The organism is Pseudoduganella sp. OTU4001 (assembly GCF_038440195.1).
Taxonomy (GTDB): Bacteria; Pseudomonadota; Gammaproteobacteria; order Burkholderiales; family Burkholderiaceae_D; genus Rugamonas.
The window spans coordinates 24158-40882 of the sequence record NZ_JASATG010000002.1 but is presented as its reverse complement, the minus strand read 5'-3'; the positions used below and the strand labels follow the sequence as shown (position 1 = coordinate 40882).

The window sequence follows — 16725 nt, the reverse complement described above, 5'->3', positions numbered from 1 at the left end:
TTTTTGAAAACTATGAATCTATCTGCGACTGAGGCAAAGATATGAATCCCCCTCTCCGCCAAGAACAAGTAGCAGGACGTTCAAAGATGTCCACGAACCCGCGAAACTCCCAGTGAGAACGCGGGTTTTTTGTTTCTAGAGCGCTTTTAGCGTCCATTGAAATCCAGCACTGTTGCAGCATGACAGGGTGGCGCGGCCGCTGCAGATCCTGCTGGTGGACCGCTCGGACGATGAGGATGCTGAATTGCCCGCCGCACTGGAGGCGGAAGGCCACAGGGTGGCCCTGTGCGAGGATGAACCCAGCGCGCTGGAGACGGCGCGCGAGCTGCACCCGGATGCGGTTCTGATCAGGACCGATATGCCGGGCGTCGAGGGTTATGCGTTGGCGCGGCAGCTGCGCGCCCTGCATCCGGACGAGCATGCAACCTACATCGCCTTAAGCGATTCGGACCAGTCGCATGACAAGGTCATTGCGCGTGGGGCCGGTTTCGATCACCTGCTTGAGCGACCCGTTGCCATGCGGTCGTTGCGTAGGATACTGCCATTGGGACACCATTAATTTCCGCGCCGTTGCTGTCCTGCAGCAGCACGCGGGCGCCCGTGCGGTGGGCGGCTTCGCGCAATGCGGGAGTATCGTCCTTGACCAGCACTTCCACACCAAGCGCGGCGGCTTGCGCCAGGGCCTGTGTGAGTTCGGCGGTACCGGCGCCGTGCAGGCTGGAGATGCGTACGCCGTCCACGCGCGCATGGCCCAGCACGGATGTCAGCTGCGAAGGGGCCGCCACCTTGACCGAAATGCGGAAGCCATTGCGGCGGTAGTTGTCCGCCACATAGTTCAGCATCCAGTTCTGGCGCGCGTTCACGGCGGGCAGCTGCAGCACGACTTGCCCGATCGGCAGGCCGAGCGAGTCGAGGATGCGGCGGAAGGCCATGCCGTGGTTGCTGCTGACGGCGCTGAGCAGGCGGTCGTGTACATTCAGGTGCAGGGTGTGCGCGCTCGCATCGTCGCGGCGGAAGAAGTTGATGGCGTGGAGCGTGCGGCACAGGCGGTCCAGCGCGACCGATTCATCATCGCTGGCGGCGCCATCTAGATAGGACCAGAGCGGCAAACCCTGGTCTTCCGCGCTCACGCCGCGCACGCGGCCGGCAAAGGCACGCACTTCGCCGCTGCCAAGCTCGCGGATAGGGTGGAAGGAGCTACCCAGCCAGCAATTGAAGATGTGTCCCTGGACCAGGCCATCTTCGCCCAGGCGCAGGCTGTTGGATGGTGTTGCGCCGTTTGCGAGGCGTTCTACATAGGCTTGCAGGGCTGGGTAGCTCATTGGGTCTCCTTGAAATGCTTGGAGACCCAGTCTAAGCCGCAGCCAGTGTCGATGTGAACGAAGCTTTCGACATATCCAACTGCGAAATTTCGACATGGCCCTGGAAGCTGCCATTGCCGCGTGCCGCGCCGTTCTTTTCTATTTCCTGTGCAAAGCGGATGGCAGGATCCGCGGCCAGCTTGCGCATGTAGCGTGCGACGTTGGGGTAGCTGTCTTCCAGCTTGAAGACCGTGTGGTATTCAGCCCAGCGGCCAATCGCGAACAGGTAGGCGTCGGCGACGGTTGGCTTGTCGCCGCCCAGCAGCCACGCGCGGTCGGCCAGCAGGGAGTCGAGGTAGGCGTATTCGACGCGCACCGCGTCCTCGCCGTACTTGCGCAGTACGCTCTTCACGGTGGGATCGTCGATCCCCGCGTCATACAGCTTCCACAGCGGTGCGAAGGCTGCAAACAAATCGGTGACGAGGTAGGACAGCATCGACGCCAGGCGGTCTGCGTTCGGCGTGCCCGGCTCGAAGCCCAGGCCTTGCGCTACGCCGCGCTGGCCGATGTGCTGCAGGATTGCCAGGCTTTCGGTCAGGCTGTCGCCGCTGGCGGTCAGCATGGCCGGCGTCTTCATGCGCGGGTTGACCTGGGCGAATTGCGCCGGCCATTTGTCCATCATTTCGATGCGGACCAGGTGGTAGGGCTGGCCAAGCCATTCGGATGCGATCACCGACGCGAGGGAGCAGCCGGAGGGTACGCCGTAGAAGATGACTGGTTTCATTGGTATTTCTCCATGTGGTTGATTGGTAGGTAAAATATATGCGCATGAACGATGGCTGAAAAGACGGTCAAAATTGGACTTATGGTTCGAAAATCTGAACGATGCGCAACCTCAACGATTACTACTTATTTGTGCTGGTGGTGGACCAGGGCGGCTTCGCCCAGGCCGCGCGCCACAGCGGCATGCCGAAATCGACCCTGGCGACGCGTGTCGCCGCGCTGGAAGCGGAACTGGGCGTGCGCCTGATCCAGCGCACCTCGCGGCGTTTCACGGTGACGGAGCTGGGGCAGGAGTTCTACCGCCACGCGTCGGCCATGCTGATCGAGGCCGATGCGGCGGAGGATGTGGTGAAAGGGCGGCTGGCCGAGCCAAGCGGCACGGTGCGCATCACCGCGTCGGTGCCGACGGTGCAGACGGTGCTGGCCAAGGTGCTGGTGGACCTGGCCGTGGCGTATCCCAAGATCCAGGTGTCGGTGCATGTCACCGACCGCTTTGTCGATCTGGTCCAGGAAGGTTTTGATATCGCGCTGCGCGACCATTTCGCGCCATTGCCGGATTCTGGACTGGTTCAGCGCCGCGTGGCGAGCGAAGGAATATTCCTGGTGGCGTCTCTGGCTTATCTGGCGGCGCACGGCACTCCGCAGTCAACGGGTGAGCTGGCGCAGCATGCGGGCTTGATGAACACCATGACGGCAGGACCATGGCGCCTGCAAAGCATAGCGGGCGAAAAAGTGGAAGTGGCGCTGCAGCCACGCATGCATGCGGACGAATCGACGGTGCTCCTGCGCGCGGTGGAGGCCGGCCTGGGTATCGCTTGCCTGCCGCTGCACATGTTCCGCGATGCGCTGGCTGCCGGGCGTGTGCAGCAAGTGCTGCCGGAATGGAGCGCCGGCACGGTGACCACCACGCTGCTGATGCCGCACAGGCGCGGCCAGCTGCCGTCGGTGCGGCTGGTGGCGGACGCGATAGCCGCGGCATAATTACAATCCTGTAATTGAATAGCAAGGGCGGCTTGGTTATAGTCGTCCATTTCGTCCTGAAAAAGTAACCCCATGCGGTATCAAGTAGTGAAAGTTATCGCGGCGCTGGCCGTGGGCAGCGCGGCGGCTCAAAATGCGCCTGTCACCAGCATTCCCGGCTATCGCAGCAATTACACCGTGTCGCTGCAGCAGGATGGTTCGGTCGCCATCCAGCGCCTGCGCGACGGCGTTACGCAGGCGACCTTGCCGGCCGCTGGTCCGCTGGAATTCCAGGATGCGCTGGTGTTCTTTGACGATAGTGGTGTCCAGGGCCAGGTTTATCGCCTGTACCAGGCGGCCTTCAACCGTACGCCGGATGCGTCGGGCCTGGGTTTCTGGATCTGGGCCATGGGCAATGGCGTTTCGCTGCCGGACGTGGCGAGCGGCTTTTACAGCTCGGCGGAATTCCAGTCCAGCTATGGGCAGCTGACGGATACCCAGTTCCTGCCCCTCCTTTACCGCAACGTGCTGAAACGTGCGCCGGACCAGGGCGGCCTGGATTTCTGGCTCAAGGCACTGCAGTCCGGTTATGCGCGCGTAGCGGTCCTGCGCGATTTCAGCGAGAGTGCGGAGAACCGCAGCAATGTGGCGGCGACGATCAAAGCCGGCGTCACGTATTACCCGTACGGCGGCACCGGCTACACTGCGCCGCTGCAAACGCATAATCCGCCGCCTACGCCGGCGTCGCGGAACGCGGCCAAGGTGCCGACGCTGGCCGAACTGGTTGGCAGCTATGTGCGCCTGCCGTTCGAGAATGATTACCACTCGGGCCAGCTGGTGCAGACCGGCACCGGGCTGGTATGGAAGAACAAGGTTGGCCAGACCTGGACCCTGACGGACGACCTGCGCAACGGCCAGCTGAAGCTCGATTCCAGCAGTCCGTATTACGGCTGGGACAACGCGAATATCGTCCCGGTCATTGTCAAGGGCAAGGTGGTCGCCATTCGCGTGATTGGGGAACTGTTCCTGCGCGACGGCGTGCCATTGCCGGCCGATGCCGTAACGGCCGGCCAGGCGACGGAGGACCTTGGCCTGTTTGGTTTCATGTACCACGGCGTGGCCGATGTGCCGGAAGGATTCGGCTATGGCTTTACGCAGTACATGGCCATGTACCCGATGGTTGACCACACCTTGCAGCGGCACCAGGTGGGCGCCGGGTTCTTTGTCATTCCCGACAATCTCACCTACGACAAGCCATTGCTGCCGCCGGACCATTCGATGCGCGTGGGCGCGCCGAACGCGGGGCCGACCTGGTGGCGCCTGTTCCAGTCGCTTGAAGGCGGTCCTGGAAACTGGGGCAATACGCAGTTCCCGGTACGCGATCCCAAGTTCTGGATTGTCGGCACACCGGACGGCTACGCGCATGGCATGAATTCGCCGGGCTGGGGCTTCGATAACCCGCAGGCCTTGTCGCGCGATCTGATGTCGATCGCCCAGTTGAGCAACCGTATCGTCACGCCGCCGGATGGTTTCACTTTCCGCAGCGGTACCACCGGCGACTTCTTCGGCTACGGCTGGATGGCGCTGCCGCTGACCGATGCGCGCAGCGGCACGGTCCCGGTCGGCAACCATAGCTGGACGCTGTTCTTCAATGCGGCGAACTTCCGTGGGCCGGTTGTGTTCTGGGTGCCGGATGCGTTTGCGCGCATTTCGAAGACCTGGGCGCCGGCGATTGGCCGGGGCCTGGATGCGCGCACCGGCAGGGTCGACGACACGCTGGTGGAAATAAACCAGACGTCGGCGTTCTTTAACTTCGACGATACGGGGACGCTGTACGCGCGCCATTCGCGCCTGCTGTTCCCGGTCGATGGCGATGATGTCACCTGGCTGACTGCGGACCGCGCGCATTACGCGGCCGGGGCCTTGTTCGAGCCGGTGCGGAAATGGTTTGCCGGCGGCTCTGTGGCGCCGGGTACTTTCGACCGTACGGCCACGTACTTTGACGTGTATGCCCATTCCGGCTCCGACATTTCGATGAAGGGCGTGAAGGTGAATGGCCTGGACGACTACTTCAGCGTCGCGGTGATGAAAACACCGGGCGGCGGCCAGGGCTTCGGCCTGAAATGGACGGTGGCTTCGACACCCGGTGTTCTCCCGGAGTACTTCCGCAAGGATGCCAGCGGCTGGACGCCGATTGCCGCGGCGGACGTGCCGCCGGAAACCGTGTTGTCGCTCAAAGACTTCTCTTCGCCCAAGCGCGGCACGACATACGTTTCGCCGGACAGCGGCAGCACCAGCTGGATGTCGCCGGCGCCGGCCGCCGGTCCATACTCCACCAGCTTGAGCGACGGCAGTGTCGTCACCTACTACTGGTACAAGTTCATCGACCAGCCGTCGCTGCAGGGCTTCGGATGGACTGCGGCGGAGAAGGCGCGCCTGCAGCAGCGTGTCGAACTGCTGCACCGTAATTGGGCCGGCACCCATGAATTCATGGCGCCGCCAACTGCCGGTACGCTGGCGACATTGGATGCCGGTTTGCTGGTCACACCGCCGGCGGGACTGGAGATCGGCTACGTGCCGGTGGTTACCCGACAGGAAGCTGTACGCTGAGATGAAAAGCAATCCCCTCATCGAGATCTATCGCGACCAGTGGCTGCTGGCGGTGCACAAGCCGGCCGGCCTGCTGGTGCACCGCAGCCCGATCGATCCGCACGAAACCGAATTCGCGCTGCAATATGCGCGCGAAATGAATGGCGGCGAGTACGTCTATGCCGTGCACCGGCTGGACCGGCCGACGTCCGGCCTGCTGGTATTCGCGCGCGACCAGCAGACGGCCAGTGTGCTGGGCAAGGCTTTCATGGCGGGCGAAGTGCACAAGCGCTACCTGGCCATGGTGCGCGGCTGGGCGCCGCAGGAGGGGCTGATCGACCATGCGCTGCGCGAGGAGCCGGAAGACCGCCGCAGCAAGGATGAGGAGATGCCGCTGCGCGAGGCTGTAACGCGCTACCGCCGCCTGGCGACGACCGAGATTCCGGTCGCCATCGAAGGCTATAGCAGCAGTCGTTACAGCCTGGTGGAGCTGTTTCCGGAAACCGGCCGCCGGCATCAGCTGCGGCGCCATATGAAGCACATCAGCCATCCGATCATCGGCGACGCCAACCATGGGCGCGGCCGGCATAACCGCTACTTTGCCGAGCGTTTTGGTTTTGGTCGGCTGATGCTGGCGGCAGTCGGCATGTCGTTCACGCACCCGGTGACGGGCCAGCCGCTGGAGCTGGCGGCGCCGCTGGAGCCGAGCTTCACCCAGGTGCTGTCAATCTTCGCGGCCGACAGCGGCATTGGCGATGCCGTAGGGGACGTGCCCGGTTGGGACGAATTCGCGCGCTGATTCGCAGTGCACCGGCTGGTCGTCGAAGAAGATGTCGGCGCCAAAGGCCTTCAGGAATACGCCCTTGGGCATGCCGCCCAGGAACAGCGCTTCATCGATGCGGATATCCCAGGCACGCAGGGTGCGGATCACGCGTTCGTGCGCCGGGGCCGAGCGCGTCGTGACCAGGGCGGTGCGGATCGGCGAATCATCCGGGCCATAGGCTGCCTGCAGCGCGTGCAGGGCGGCCAGGAAATTCTTGAAAGGACCGCCCGGCATCGGATCGCGTGCGGTTTCCTTTTCATTGCGGGTAAAGGCGTCCAGGCCAAGCTGCTTGTAGATGCGCTCCGAATCGTCGGAGAACAGCACGGCGTCGCCGTCGAAGGCAATGCGCAGTTGGCCGCTGTCGTTGTCGCGGTTGGAGGGCAGGATGGTGGCTGCGGCGTGGCCGAGGACCAGCGATTCGCGCACGTCGTCGGGATTGGTGGACAGGAACAGCTGCGCGCCAAATGCCTCCACATAGCGGTGGGCGCTGGCGCCGGAACAGAAGGCGGCGCGCTTGATGTCGAGCTGGTAGTGCTCGATCGAGTTGAAGATGCGCAGGCCGGTGTCGGCGCTATTGCGCGACAGCAGGACCACTTCGACGCCCTTGTTCAGCGCGAGCAGCTTCTTTACCAGGGTGAAGGCGGGGCCGGGCTCCAGCACCACATGTTCGTTCTCGCGCTGGTGGGCGCAATACGCGTCCACACCCTGCGATTCATAAATCGCGTGGCTCTCGTCCAGGTGGAACAGGGCGCGCGAAGAGATGGCGACGACTAGTTTCATGCTGGAACTATAGCATCAAGAACGTATGCGCCGCCAAAGCTTGATCAGCCATTCGACCATGGCGGCCATGGGTTTTCTCAGGAAGGGAATGTCGTAGGACAGCAGCAGCAGCCCGAGCACAATGTCCTCGACGCCGACGATGGGCATATACGGCAGGAAGATGCCGACGCCGATCAGCAGCAGCGCTACGGGAATGCGTACCCAGCGTGCCTTGTCGGAGCGTATCCATTCGATGAAACGCCGGATTTTTCCCGATGGAATTTCGCGTTCCAGGTCATCGACCGCATGGTCGAGTTTCTGTTTACCGTCCTTAGCCATGGGCCAATGCTACAGCGGCCAGCTCAAGGGGAGCGCGCGGGTGGAGCCCGCATTCTGTCGATCACGGCTGGGGTGATGGCGCCCGAATAGGCCACGCGCTGGCCTTGTGCGTCATACCAGTAGCTGCGTGGTTTCTCGCCGCGCCAGCGCTGGTCGATGGCGAAACGCAGGCGTTCCGGCGCCAACGCCCCGAAGCTCCAGGCATCGCCCATCAGGTCGATGGAGGACAGACGTTTTTTCACCATGCCGGCCAGCGCGGCATCGGACAGCGGGTCGGTGCTGATGGTGACGATGTCGAAACCGGGGTTGGCTGCGCGCGCCTTGGCCAGGACGTCCAGGCTGTGCTGGCAGAATTCGCAGTCCATCGACCACACCAGCACGACGAAGGGCTTGCCTTTGTGGCTGGCGGCGATCTGCTCGACGCTGTGCGGTTCGAACGGTTTCAGGTTGCTGGCGCTGGCGGCGCCGGCAAAGGCCAGGATGGAAAGGGTGCGCAGCAGCTTCATGGTCAATCCTCGATTTTGCGGACAACGAATCCTTCATCGGCGGTGCGCCACAGCAGCCACGCAATGCCGCCATGGCGCAGCAGGTGCGGATGGTCGGATGCGCCGTGGGTGGTGGCGACGGTGTGTTCGCGCCAGGTGGCGCCGCCATCCTGCGACACCCTGGCGTGGATGCCGGTGGCGCTGCCGTTGAACTCTTTCCAGGCGATGGCGACGCGCTGTCCGCTGGCGCTTACTTCGCCATACTCGGCTTGCGCACCGCCCAGGCGCACCGGTTTTCCATGCCCTGAGTAGAACAAGCCGCCTTCCTCATTGGCGCCGGTGAACCAGGCCTGGTGGCGCTGGCCGCTGCTGTCGAAGGCCAGCGAGGGGCCATGGTGTGGGCAGGCGTCGATTTTCCAGCCGTCTTCAGTGGCGCGCTGCGGCGCTGCGGGGCGGCCATCGGCGGCCAAGGTGGCCACGGCATGGTCGCGGATGTTCGGTTCATAGATATGGCGCCACATGGCTGCCACCTGGCCTTTGTCGTCGACAGCGGTGGCGATGCGGCAGCATTCGCAGGTGTGGTCGGCCAGCTTGGTGTCCTCGCCGAAGCTGGCGCCCTGGTCGTCCGATACGGCGTAGTAGATGGCGATGCCGCGATAGGGGCGCTGGGCAGCCAGCGCAGCCTGCTTGTCGCGCTTATCGAGCCAGGTCAGGAAGATGCGGCCGTGCCGGTCCACCTGGAAGTCGTCGAAACGGTGGTCGATGGGCGCGCGGTCGCGCTGCACGGTGATCGGTGCGCTGAAGGTGGCGCCGCCATCCATCGAGCGCATGAAGCGGATATTGCCGGTATGCGGTTTGCCCAACGATTGGGTGTAGCTGAGGTAGAGCTGGCCTTGCGGGCCGAAAGCGATCTTCGGCCGCGCTTCGCCATTGGCTTCCACCGCTTCCGGCGCGGGCAGGATGGCGCGCCCCGCACTCCAGCTGCGGCCCTGGTCGGCGCTCGATTGCAGGACGATATTGTTATCGGCGACGTAGGCCACCCACAAGCGGCCTTGCGCATCGAAAGCTCCCGAGCTGCCCAGTGCGGCCGTCAGTGCTGGAATCAACAGGATGTTCATGTCTGGATGATCCCGCAGCCCTGGCAATAGCTTCCATGATGCAGATCAACTTATCAGCGGTGACGATTGGTGAGAATCAAACGCCGTTTGCGGCGCTAAAATAACGGCACCCAACCAAAGTGTTTAGCCCGCCAATGGCGGGCTTTTTTTTGCCGGCAGCGGCGCGGCGGCGAAGGCCAGTGCGCACAGGGTCAGCAGGCCGATGGCCGCCAGCACCAGCCAGGGCAGGGCCGGGCTGCGTACGGCGCGGCTCCAGTCCAGCAGCCAGCCGCCGGCGGTGTAGCCGAACAGGCCGCCCAGCGCCAGGCCGAAGCGGCTCAGGCCCATGTAGCTGGCGCGCGCCGATGGCTGCGCATAGCGCGATACCAGCGACTCGCGCGCCGGTTCGGCCACCAGCGAGCCGGTATAGAACACGGCGACGCAGATGAACATCGGCCCCAGGCCGCGCGCCACGGCCATTGCCAGCACGGCGCAGCACATGATGCCGATGCCGGCCAGCAGGCGCGCCTCCAGCGACAGGTAGCGCTCACCGAGGCGGGCCATCGGATACAGCAGGAGCAGGGCCAGCGCCGCATCCATCGCATACATCCAGGCCACCGCGCGCGGGGTGCCGGCCAGTTCGGTCAGGGTGACCGGCACCAGCAGCATCAGCTGCACGGTCAGGATGTAGTAGCCGCTCAGGGTCAGTACCAGCAGCAGGAAGGGACGGTCGCGCAGCGGCGTGCGCATGGCCGTCAGGGCGGAAGTGCCGGGCGTGGCGGCGCGGTAGGCCGGCAGCAGCCACTGGTTGGCCAGCGCGGCCAGCAGGAACACGGCGCAACCGCCCAGCGCGACCCAGCGGAAGTCCACGCCCAGCAGCATGGTGCCGAGCAGGGCGCCTGTCACGGCGGCCACGCTTTCCTGCACCATCAGCAGGGAATAGAAGCGCGGGCGTTCGGCGGCGCGGGTCAGCTTGACCACCAGCGCGCCGCGCGCCGGATCGAACAGGGCGCCGCCCAGGCCGGACAGCACGCAGGACAGCAGCAGCATGGCGGGATTGGCGGCAAAGGCCATCATGGCAAAACCCAGCGCGCGCAGCAGCATGCCGGCAATGATCATCGGCTTGGCGCCGAAGCGGTCGGACAGGGAGCCGCCGAACAGGGCCAGGCCTTGCTGCGACAGCTGGCGCGCGCCCAGCGCCAGGCCGACTGCGGCGGCGGCCCATTCGAGCTGGCCGACAAAGTGCAGGCCGATGATCGGGAACACCAGGTAGAAGCCGGCCACCACCAGCATGTGGTCAAACATCAGGAACCGTTTGCCCAAGCGCCTTGCCCTTGCTGCCTTTGCCATGCTGCCTCCGTAAGTAGTGCTGACAGTTTAGGCAGGCTTGAGACATAATAGAAGCCGCTATCTCGTGATATTTCGTATTGGGTTTTCTTATGGCTCTGAGCATCGACGACCTGGCCCTGCTGGTGGAAATCGTGGAACTGGGCAGCTTCAGCCAGGCGGCCGCGCGGCGCCGCTGGTCGCAGCCCCAGGTCAGCCAGCGCGTGGCGGCGCTGGAGGAGCAGCTCGATGTGCAGCTGTTCGCACGCCACCGGCGCGGCGCCACGCCGACGCCGGCCTGCCTGACCTTCCTGCCTTCCGCGCAGCAGGCGCTGGCGGCGATCGAGGCGGGCAAGCAGGCGGTGCAAGGCGCGCCAGCGCTGCCGCAGGTCACGCTGGCCTGCGTGCCTTCGCTGACGTCGCTGATTTACGGCCCCTTGCTGCCCAAGCTGGCCGATGCGCCGCTGGAGATCCGCTGCAGCACCGACCATTCGCCGGTGATCATGGACAAGCTGCTGACCGGCCGCGCGCAACTGGGCTTTGTGCTGAAGTGTCCGGCCATCGCCGGCATCCAGCTGGAACGCTTATACCTGTCGCCGATTGTGGCGGTGGTGCGGCGCGGCCATCCGCTGACGCGGCGCGCCCGGCTGACGCTGGCCGATGTGGCTAATGCGCGCCTGGCGCCGCAATTCTGGGGCGAGGACTGCGACGAACTGATACGGCTGCTGCGCGTGCACCGCCGCAGCGACAGCGCGATCCACGCGATCCAGCCGGCCAGCGCAGCGATCGAGCTGGCGCTGGAGCACGGCTTCCTGACCTTCATGCCGGAAATGGCGGCGGCGCGCCAGCTCAAGCTGGGCAACCTGGCGAAACTGGAGATTGCGGACTTGCCGCATTGGGAGTGGGAGGCGATGGTGGCCTGGCGCAGCGGCAAGCGGCCAGATGCCGCCAAGCTGCGTGTGCTCCAGGCCGTGCGCGAACTTTAATGTAAGGAGCGCGGGTCGCTGCCGTGGCGGCGCTGCTCGGGATAAGCCAGCACGCGCAGGATCACATTGCGTGGCACCTGCTTGCTTTGCATATAGATCCAGGCATTGGCCGCGCCCATTTGCGCGAGCAGCTCGATGCCTTTGTCGACCTGGATTGCCAACTGCTGGTTGTAGCGCGTATCGCTCATGATGCCGCTCCCCGGAAAATTATCCGATCATTATCAAACAATACTATCGGACGAGCAACTGGTTTCGAGGAAGCCGAGCAGCATTTCGTTCACAGCTGCGGCATGCGTGATCGGCGCCATGTGGCCGCCGGCGGTCAGCGCGAACTGCGCTTGCGGCAGTGCAGCAGCCAGCGTTTCCACCACGCGGCGGGTCGATGCCGGACCCTTGGCGCCGGCCAGCACCAGGGCTGGCATGTCCAGCTGCGCCATGTCGGCCGCGGTGGCCGGTTCGCCCAGCAGGGCGACGAAGTCCAGCTTGACCTTGGCGATGCCGGCGGTGAAGCGGGCGCGCTGCACGTCCGGCAGGGTGTCGAAGGCGCCGGCGCGGTTCCAGTAGTCGATGAAGGTGCGGGTGGCGTCTTCGGCCGAAGCGGCGGCGCTGATGCGGGCCACCACGGCTTCGATCTCCTGGCGGCCGGCGTCCTGCGGCGACAGCAGGTGGAAGGCGACCGGCTCGAACACGGCCAGCGATAGCACGCGCTCGCGCATCTGGCGCGCCAGGCGCAGGGCGGTGGCGCCGCCGTAGGAGTGGCCGATCAGGTGGAAAGGCTCGCCGGCGTCCAGATGGGAGGCCAGTGCGGCAGCAACGGCGTCGGCTTCATGCGCCAGGGTGTAGCCGGCGGCGGCCGCTTCGGTCGGGAAGGCGGACTTGCCATAGCCCAGCAGGTCGATGGCGATGAAGCGGTAATTGGCTTCCTGTTCGGCCATCAGGGCCGACCATTGGCTGCGGGAACTGAGGGAACTGTGCAACAGAACAACGGCAGGGCGTGGGGCGTGCATAAGCGATATCCAAAAGACAAGCCCGCTATTATACCGTGCTAAGATGGGCAAGCTATGAGACTGCTACCCGGACTGATGCTGGTCGCGCTGGGCAGCCTGCCGGTCACTCCTTGCCGCGCGGGTGAGCCGCTTACGGTCTTCTACAATGTGCGGCCGCCCTACCTGGTGCAAAAGGAGAATGGGGTGCCGTCGGGCCTGACCGGCACGCCGGCCCAGCAGGCCTTCGAGCGCGCCGGCATTCCGGTGCACTGGAGCGTGCTGCCCACCAACCGCCAGATCCTGATGATCCGTGAGAACGGTGGCCGGTACTGCGCCATCGGCTGGTTCCAGACGCCGGAGCGCGACAGCTTTGCCAAGTTCACCAAACCGCTGTACCGCGACCAGGCCTGGATGGTGCTGGTGCACGGCGGCATGACCGTGGCGGAAAGCGATAGCCTGTCGAACGTACTGGCGCGGCCGGGTTTGCGCGTCATGGTAAAAGATAAATATTCTTACGGCCGCAGCATTGACGAACTCTTGGTTCGCTATAAGCCTGCCATTGCGGTATCAACCGGCACCACCTTGCAAATGCTGCAATCGCTGGGCGCCCGGAGCGTCGACCTGATCTTCGTCTCCGAGGAAGAAGGTCGTTACTTGATGGCAAACACAATTTCCCAAGCGGGCAAATTACGCCTCTTGCGGCTGGCCGATATGCCGAAGGGTGAAACGCGCCACATCATGTGCTCGCGCGGCGTGCCGGACGAGGTCATCGACAAGCTCAACAAGTCGATCCGCTTCAACCGCTAGATGTCGAAATTCCTTACAGAAAGCTGGGAAAACCGCAACGTCTTCCCAGTATTCCCCTTGACTATTGGGCTTGGCGCAGAAATTGCTTCGTTACTTTCAGTGACGATGGGAGGCCCTAAGTGATCATGGAACGTTCCGCTTTGCCCGTGCTTTTGCTGACGCTATTGCTCGGGCTGCTCATGCAAGGAATGCTTGCGGGGCTGCACTTTGCCACCGCGCGTTCCGAATGGATGTACCGCACCCTCTATCTGGTGGCGCTGTTGTTGAACTTGCTTGCTGTGCGCCGCCTGAACCCCGCTTCGGTGGGGGACGCCGTGTTGCCTCTGGCGCCAATCGTGATGGCTGTGGCGATCACGTACTTCGCGGTCAGCGATCCTGAGGCGCCGGCCCAGGTGACGCTGCTGTTGCTGCCGATTGTGCATGGCGCGGCAGCCGGCGCCATGCTGCTACTACCGATGGAAGACGAGGAGCGCTAGCGCGCGCTGGCCACCTTGTCGCGCAGTTCAAGCGCCTGGCGCGCCAGGCGCAGGGTTTCCACGTCGACCTTGGGTGGAACGGATACCGCCGGCTTGAAGACCCAGCGGTTGCGTCCCTGTTCGGATGGCGGCAGGACAAAATGTTCCTTCTCCAGCACCGGGCGCGCAGGGGCGGCCAGGGTTTCGCAGGGACGGTCGGTCAGCATGGTCGTGCCATTGCGGTCCACGCAGCGGTACAGTGTGTCTTCAGCGCTGGCCGGCAGCGCGGCTGCGCCCAATATGCAGGTAATCAATAACAGCCGCATGGTGCACCTCCTTCAACGTGATGCAACCAGTGTGCGGCGGGGGACGCTTACGCTCTGTGCGGCGCTTCACCGTGGGCGCGTAGGACGATTTCCCATGCAGGTATTGCGGCGCGCCAAAATGCTTCGATGGAATCCGCCTGCAGCTGCAGGCCGAGGAATCGTGCGGCCGGCAGCAGGGCGCTGTCCAGCAGGCTCGCCGCAGGCGCGCCGGTATCGAACGCTTGCGCGCCGGTTTGCTTCGACAGCTTCTCGCCGTCCGCATTGAGCACCACTGGCACGTGCAGGTAGCGCGGCTGCGGCAGGCCAAGCAGCTGTTGCAGGAACAGCTGGCGCGGGGTGGAGTCGAGCAGGTCGGCGCCGCGCACGATGTCGGTGATGCCCTGCGCGCCGTCATCGACCACCACGGCCAGTTGGTAGGCCCAGAAGCCGTCGGCGCGCCGCACCACAAAGTCGCCCACTTCCGCTGTGATGTCCTGGCTCACGTCGCCGGCGAAGCGGTCGTGGAAGTGGATGACGCAGTGCGGCTCCTGTGGTGTGCGCAGGCGCAGCGCGCGCGCCGTGCGGCCAGGCGCCAGGCCGTTGCGGCAGGTGCCGGGGTAGACCAGGTTGGGCTGGCCGGCCTGGCCCAGGCGCAGCTGCGAATCGGCGATCTCCTTGCGCGAACAGCCGCAGGGGTAGATGTTGCCGCCTAGCTGGCGCAGCGCCGCTTCGTACAAATGCTCGCGCTGCGTTTGCCAGGTGACGTCGCCGTCCCAGTGCATGCCGCAGCGCTGCAGCGAGGACAGGATGTGCCGGTCGGCGCCGGCCACGTTGCGGTCGCGGTCGACGTCTTCCACCCGCACCAGCCACTGGCCGCCATGCACCTTGGCGTCGAGGTAGCTGGCCATGGCCGCCACCAGGGAGCCCAGGTGCAATGGTCCGGTCGGGGAGGGCGCAAAGCGGCCGATATAAGCTGAATCGTTCATACGGCGCGTAGCATACCATTCCGTATGCTGCGCTGCAGCTTGGCGCGCTGCGCAAATCCGCTAGAATGCCCCGCGCGGCCATTGCCGCTTCTTCGGACAACCACCAGAAAACCACATGAAAAAACTCTCAAACTTCGCCCTGGCCGCCGGTGTGGCGCTGGCGCTGCCTGCCGTTGCAGCCAACAAGGCGGCCCAGCCGGTCGTGCAGGAAGCGCCGCTGCGCGCGCACCTGGCCTTCCTCGCCAGCGACCTGCTGGAAGGGCGCGGCACCGGCCAGCGCGGCGGCGACCTGACCGTGTCCTACCTGGAGAACCAGGCCATGGCTGCGGGCCTGAAGCCGGCCAACGGCAACAGCTACCGCCAGCTGGTGAAGATTGCCGGCGTCAAGACCGACGCTGCGGCATCGACCCTGCGCCTGGAAACCGGCGGCGCGGCGCTGCCGGCCAGCTTCGGCAAGGATTGGGTGTACGCGCCGGGCGATGCGCAGGCTGCGCACAGCTTCAATGCCGACCTGGTATTCGTCGGCTACGGCATCACCGCGTCGGAAGAGGGCTGGGACGACTACAAGGGCCAGGATGTGAAGGGCAAGGTCATCGTGATGATGGTGAACGACCCGATGCCGACGGCGGAAGCGCCGAACCGTTTCGGCGGCAAGGCCCTGACCTACTACGGCCGCTGGACCTACAAGTTCGAGGAAGCCAAGCGCAAGGGCGCGATCGGTGCGCTGCTGATCCACACCGACGCTTCTGCATCCTACGGCTACAGCGTGGTGAAGAACAGCTGGGATGGCGTGGAGCGCTTCCAGCTGGCGCAAGGCACGCCGGGCACCGAGCTGCAAGGCTGGCTGACCAATGACACCGCCGTGGCGCTGTTCAAGGCTTCCGGCCTGGACCTGGACCAGCTGCGTGCAGCGGCTGAACGCAAGGACTTCCAGCCGGTGGCGCTGAAGGCGAAACTGGTCGGCGAGATGAAGGCGGATGTGCGCCTGGTGGACCAGTACAACGTGGCCGGCGTGGTGCCGGGCACCGATCCGAAGCTGAAGTCGGAAGTGGTGATCTACTCGGCGCATTGGGACCACCTGGGCAAGCAGGGCACCGGCGCTGACACAATTTTCAACGGCGCGGTCGACAATGCTTCCGGCACGGCGGCGTTGCTGGCCATGGCGCAGGAGGCGGTGAAGTCGCCCGGCAAACGCAGCCAGATGTTCCTGTGGGTGGCGGCGGAAGAACAGGGCTTGCTCGGTAGCGCGGCCTATGCCGAAGCGCCCCTGTGGCCGCTGGATAAGACTGCGGCCAACCTGAACCTGGATTCGCTGAACTGGATCGGCACCACGCGCGATATCGGCACCGCCGGCAGCGAGCGTACGGACCTGGGCAAGATGGCGGAAGCCACGGCGAAGAATATGAAGATGGTGATCGCGAAGGAAAAGCCGGACCTGGCGGGCGGCTACTTCCGTTCCGACCATTTCAGCTTTGCCAAGGCTGGCGTGCCGGCGTTCTCGATCACCTCGGGCAGCGATTACCTGGGCGATAAGGAGAAGGCGGAGCAGATGCGTGCGTCGTACCGCAAGAGCTATCACCAGGTCAGCGATGAATATGATCCGACCTGGAGCATGGCCGGTATGGCGCAGATGGCGCAGTTCACCCTGAACCTGGGCCGCATGGTGGCGGATGCGCCGAAGATGCCCGAGTGGAAAGCCGGCGACGCCTTCGGCAAGGCGCGCGCCAGGTAAGCACCC

The 16725-nt window shown here is 64.6% G+C and carries 19 protein-coding genes; 8 read left to right on the top strand and 11 right to left on the bottom strand.

The annotated features are described in order from the left end of the window. The first annotated feature begins 172 nt into the window (after positions 1–172). Positions 173–559, top strand: a complete 387-nt coding sequence (locus AAHE99_RS02250; protein WP_342113982.1) for a response regulator — start codon at positions 173–175, stop codon at positions 557–559. Here the strand turns inward: AAHE99_RS02250 and AAHE99_RS02245 are convergent. Next, positions 468–1322, bottom strand: coding sequence for a diguanylate phosphodiesterase (locus AAHE99_RS02245; RefSeq protein ID WP_342113981.1), 855 nt, complete (start codon positions 1320–1322; stop codon positions 468–470). The two genes, AAHE99_RS02250 and AAHE99_RS02245, sit on opposite strands and share 92 nt — an antisense overlap. Positions 1323–1353: 31 nt before the next feature. After that, the gene (locus AAHE99_RS02240) at positions 1354–2085 is read right to left on the bottom strand and encodes a glutathione S-transferase family protein (RefSeq protein WP_342113980.1); all 732 of its coding nucleotides are present in this window, start codon (positions 2083–2085) and stop codon (positions 1354–1356) included. Between the two features lie 101 nt (positions 2086–2186). Here AAHE99_RS02240 and AAHE99_RS02235 point away from each other — a divergent pair, with 101 nt between their 5' ends. The 3 genes from AAHE99_RS02235 (at position 2187) to AAHE99_RS02225 (ending at position 6432) form a co-directional block, all read left to right on the top strand. Next, positions 2187–3065, top strand: a complete 879-nt coding sequence (locus AAHE99_RS02235; RefSeq protein ID WP_342113978.1) for a LysR substrate-binding domain-containing protein — start codon at positions 2187–2189, stop codon at positions 3063–3065. Between the two features lie 72 nt (positions 3066–3137). Then, a complete protein-coding gene (locus AAHE99_RS02230) occupies positions 3138–5654 on the top strand; it encodes a DUF4214 domain-containing protein (RefSeq protein ID WP_342113976.1) in 2517 nt (838 codons plus the stop codon). A gap of 1 nt (position 5655) precedes the next feature. Further along, on the top strand, positions 5656–6432 hold the full coding sequence (locus AAHE99_RS02225; RefSeq protein ID WP_342113974.1) for a pseudouridine synthase: 777 nt from the start codon (positions 5656–5658) through the stop codon (positions 6430–6432). On the opposite strand, the gene AAHE99_RS02220 is transcribed toward AAHE99_RS02225, so the two are convergent. The 5 genes from AAHE99_RS02220 to mdtH form a co-directional block, all read right to left on the bottom strand. After that, complete coding sequence (locus tag AAHE99_RS02220) at positions 6358–7236, bottom strand: 5'-nucleotidase (protein ID WP_342113972.1); 879 nt, start codon at positions 7234–7236, stop codon at positions 6358–6360. The two genes, AAHE99_RS02225 and AAHE99_RS02220, sit on opposite strands and share 75 nt — an antisense overlap. A 15-nt stretch (positions 7237–7251) precedes the next feature. Further along, positions 7252–7554 (bottom strand): hypothetical protein, encoded by a 303-nt coding sequence (locus tag AAHE99_RS02215; RefSeq protein ID WP_342113970.1) that lies wholly within the window; start codon positions 7552–7554, stop codon positions 7252–7254. 23 nt (positions 7555–7577) lie between these two features. After that, complete coding sequence (locus AAHE99_RS02210; RefSeq protein WP_342113968.1) at positions 7578–8060, bottom strand: TlpA family protein disulfide reductase; 483 nt, start codon at positions 8058–8060, stop codon at positions 7578–7580. A gap of 2 nt (positions 8061–8062) precedes the next feature. Then, positions 8063–9157, bottom strand: a complete 1095-nt coding sequence (locus tag AAHE99_RS02205) for a sialidase family protein (RefSeq protein ID WP_342113966.1) — start codon at positions 9155–9157, stop codon at positions 8063–8065. Between the two features lie 123 nt (positions 9158–9280). Further along, the gene (gene mdtH / locus AAHE99_RS02200; protein WP_342113964.1) at positions 9281–10486 is read right to left on the bottom strand and encodes a multidrug efflux MFS transporter MdtH; all 1206 of its coding nucleotides are present in this window, start codon (positions 10484–10486) and stop codon (positions 9281–9283) included. Between the two features lie 89 nt (positions 10487–10575). On the opposite strand from mdtH, the gene AAHE99_RS02195 reads away from it, so the two are divergent. Next, positions 10576–11448, top strand: coding sequence for a LysR family transcriptional regulator (locus tag AAHE99_RS02195; protein ID WP_342113962.1), 873 nt, complete (start codon positions 10576–10578; stop codon positions 11446–11448). On the opposite strand, the gene AAHE99_RS02190 is transcribed toward AAHE99_RS02195, so the two are convergent. Continuing rightward, the gene (locus AAHE99_RS02190; RefSeq protein WP_342113960.1) at positions 11445–11636 is read right to left on the bottom strand and encodes a hypothetical protein; all 192 of its coding nucleotides are present in this window, start codon (positions 11634–11636) and stop codon (positions 11445–11447) included. The two genes, AAHE99_RS02195 and AAHE99_RS02190, sit on opposite strands and share 4 nt — an antisense overlap. 33 nt (positions 11637–11669) lie before the next feature. Further along, on the bottom strand, positions 11670–12455 hold the full coding sequence (locus AAHE99_RS02185; protein ID WP_342113958.1) for an alpha/beta fold hydrolase: 786 nt from the start codon (positions 12453–12455) through the stop codon (positions 11670–11672). Positions 12456–12509: 54 nt separating this feature from the next. Between AAHE99_RS02185 and AAHE99_RS02180 the strand changes: the two genes are divergently transcribed. Both AAHE99_RS02180 and AAHE99_RS02175 read left to right on the top strand, forming a co-directional pair. Further along, positions 12510–13241: a substrate-binding periplasmic protein gene (locus AAHE99_RS02180; RefSeq protein ID WP_342113956.1), complete on the top strand. Its 732-nt coding sequence runs from the start codon at positions 12510–12512 to the stop codon at positions 13239–13241. A 125-nt stretch (positions 13242–13366) separates the two neighbouring features. Beyond that, a complete protein-coding gene (locus tag AAHE99_RS02175; RefSeq protein WP_342113954.1) occupies positions 13367–13717 on the top strand; it encodes a hypothetical protein in 351 nt (116 codons plus the stop codon). Here the strand turns inward: AAHE99_RS02175 and AAHE99_RS02170 are convergent. Then, positions 13714–14022 carry a DUF4124 domain-containing protein gene (locus AAHE99_RS02170; protein WP_342113952.1) on the bottom strand — a complete coding sequence of 103 codons (309 nt, stop codon included), beginning with the start codon at positions 14020–14022 and terminating at the stop codon, positions 13714–13716. The genes AAHE99_RS02175 and AAHE99_RS02170 overlap by 4 nt on opposite strands. Before the next feature lie 47 nt (positions 14023–14069). Beyond that, on the bottom strand, positions 14070–14987 hold the full coding sequence (gene gluQRS / locus AAHE99_RS02165) for a tRNA glutamyl-Q(34) synthetase GluQRS (RefSeq protein WP_342113950.1): 918 nt from the start codon (positions 14985–14987) through the stop codon (positions 14070–14072). A gap of 115 nt (positions 14988–15102) precedes the next feature. Here gluQRS and AAHE99_RS02160 point away from each other — a divergent pair, with 115 nt between their 5' ends. Then, positions 15103–16719, top strand: a complete 1617-nt coding sequence (locus AAHE99_RS02160) for a M28 family peptidase (protein WP_342113948.1) — start codon at positions 15103–15105, stop codon at positions 16717–16719. Positions 16720–16725 lie beyond the last annotated feature (6 nt).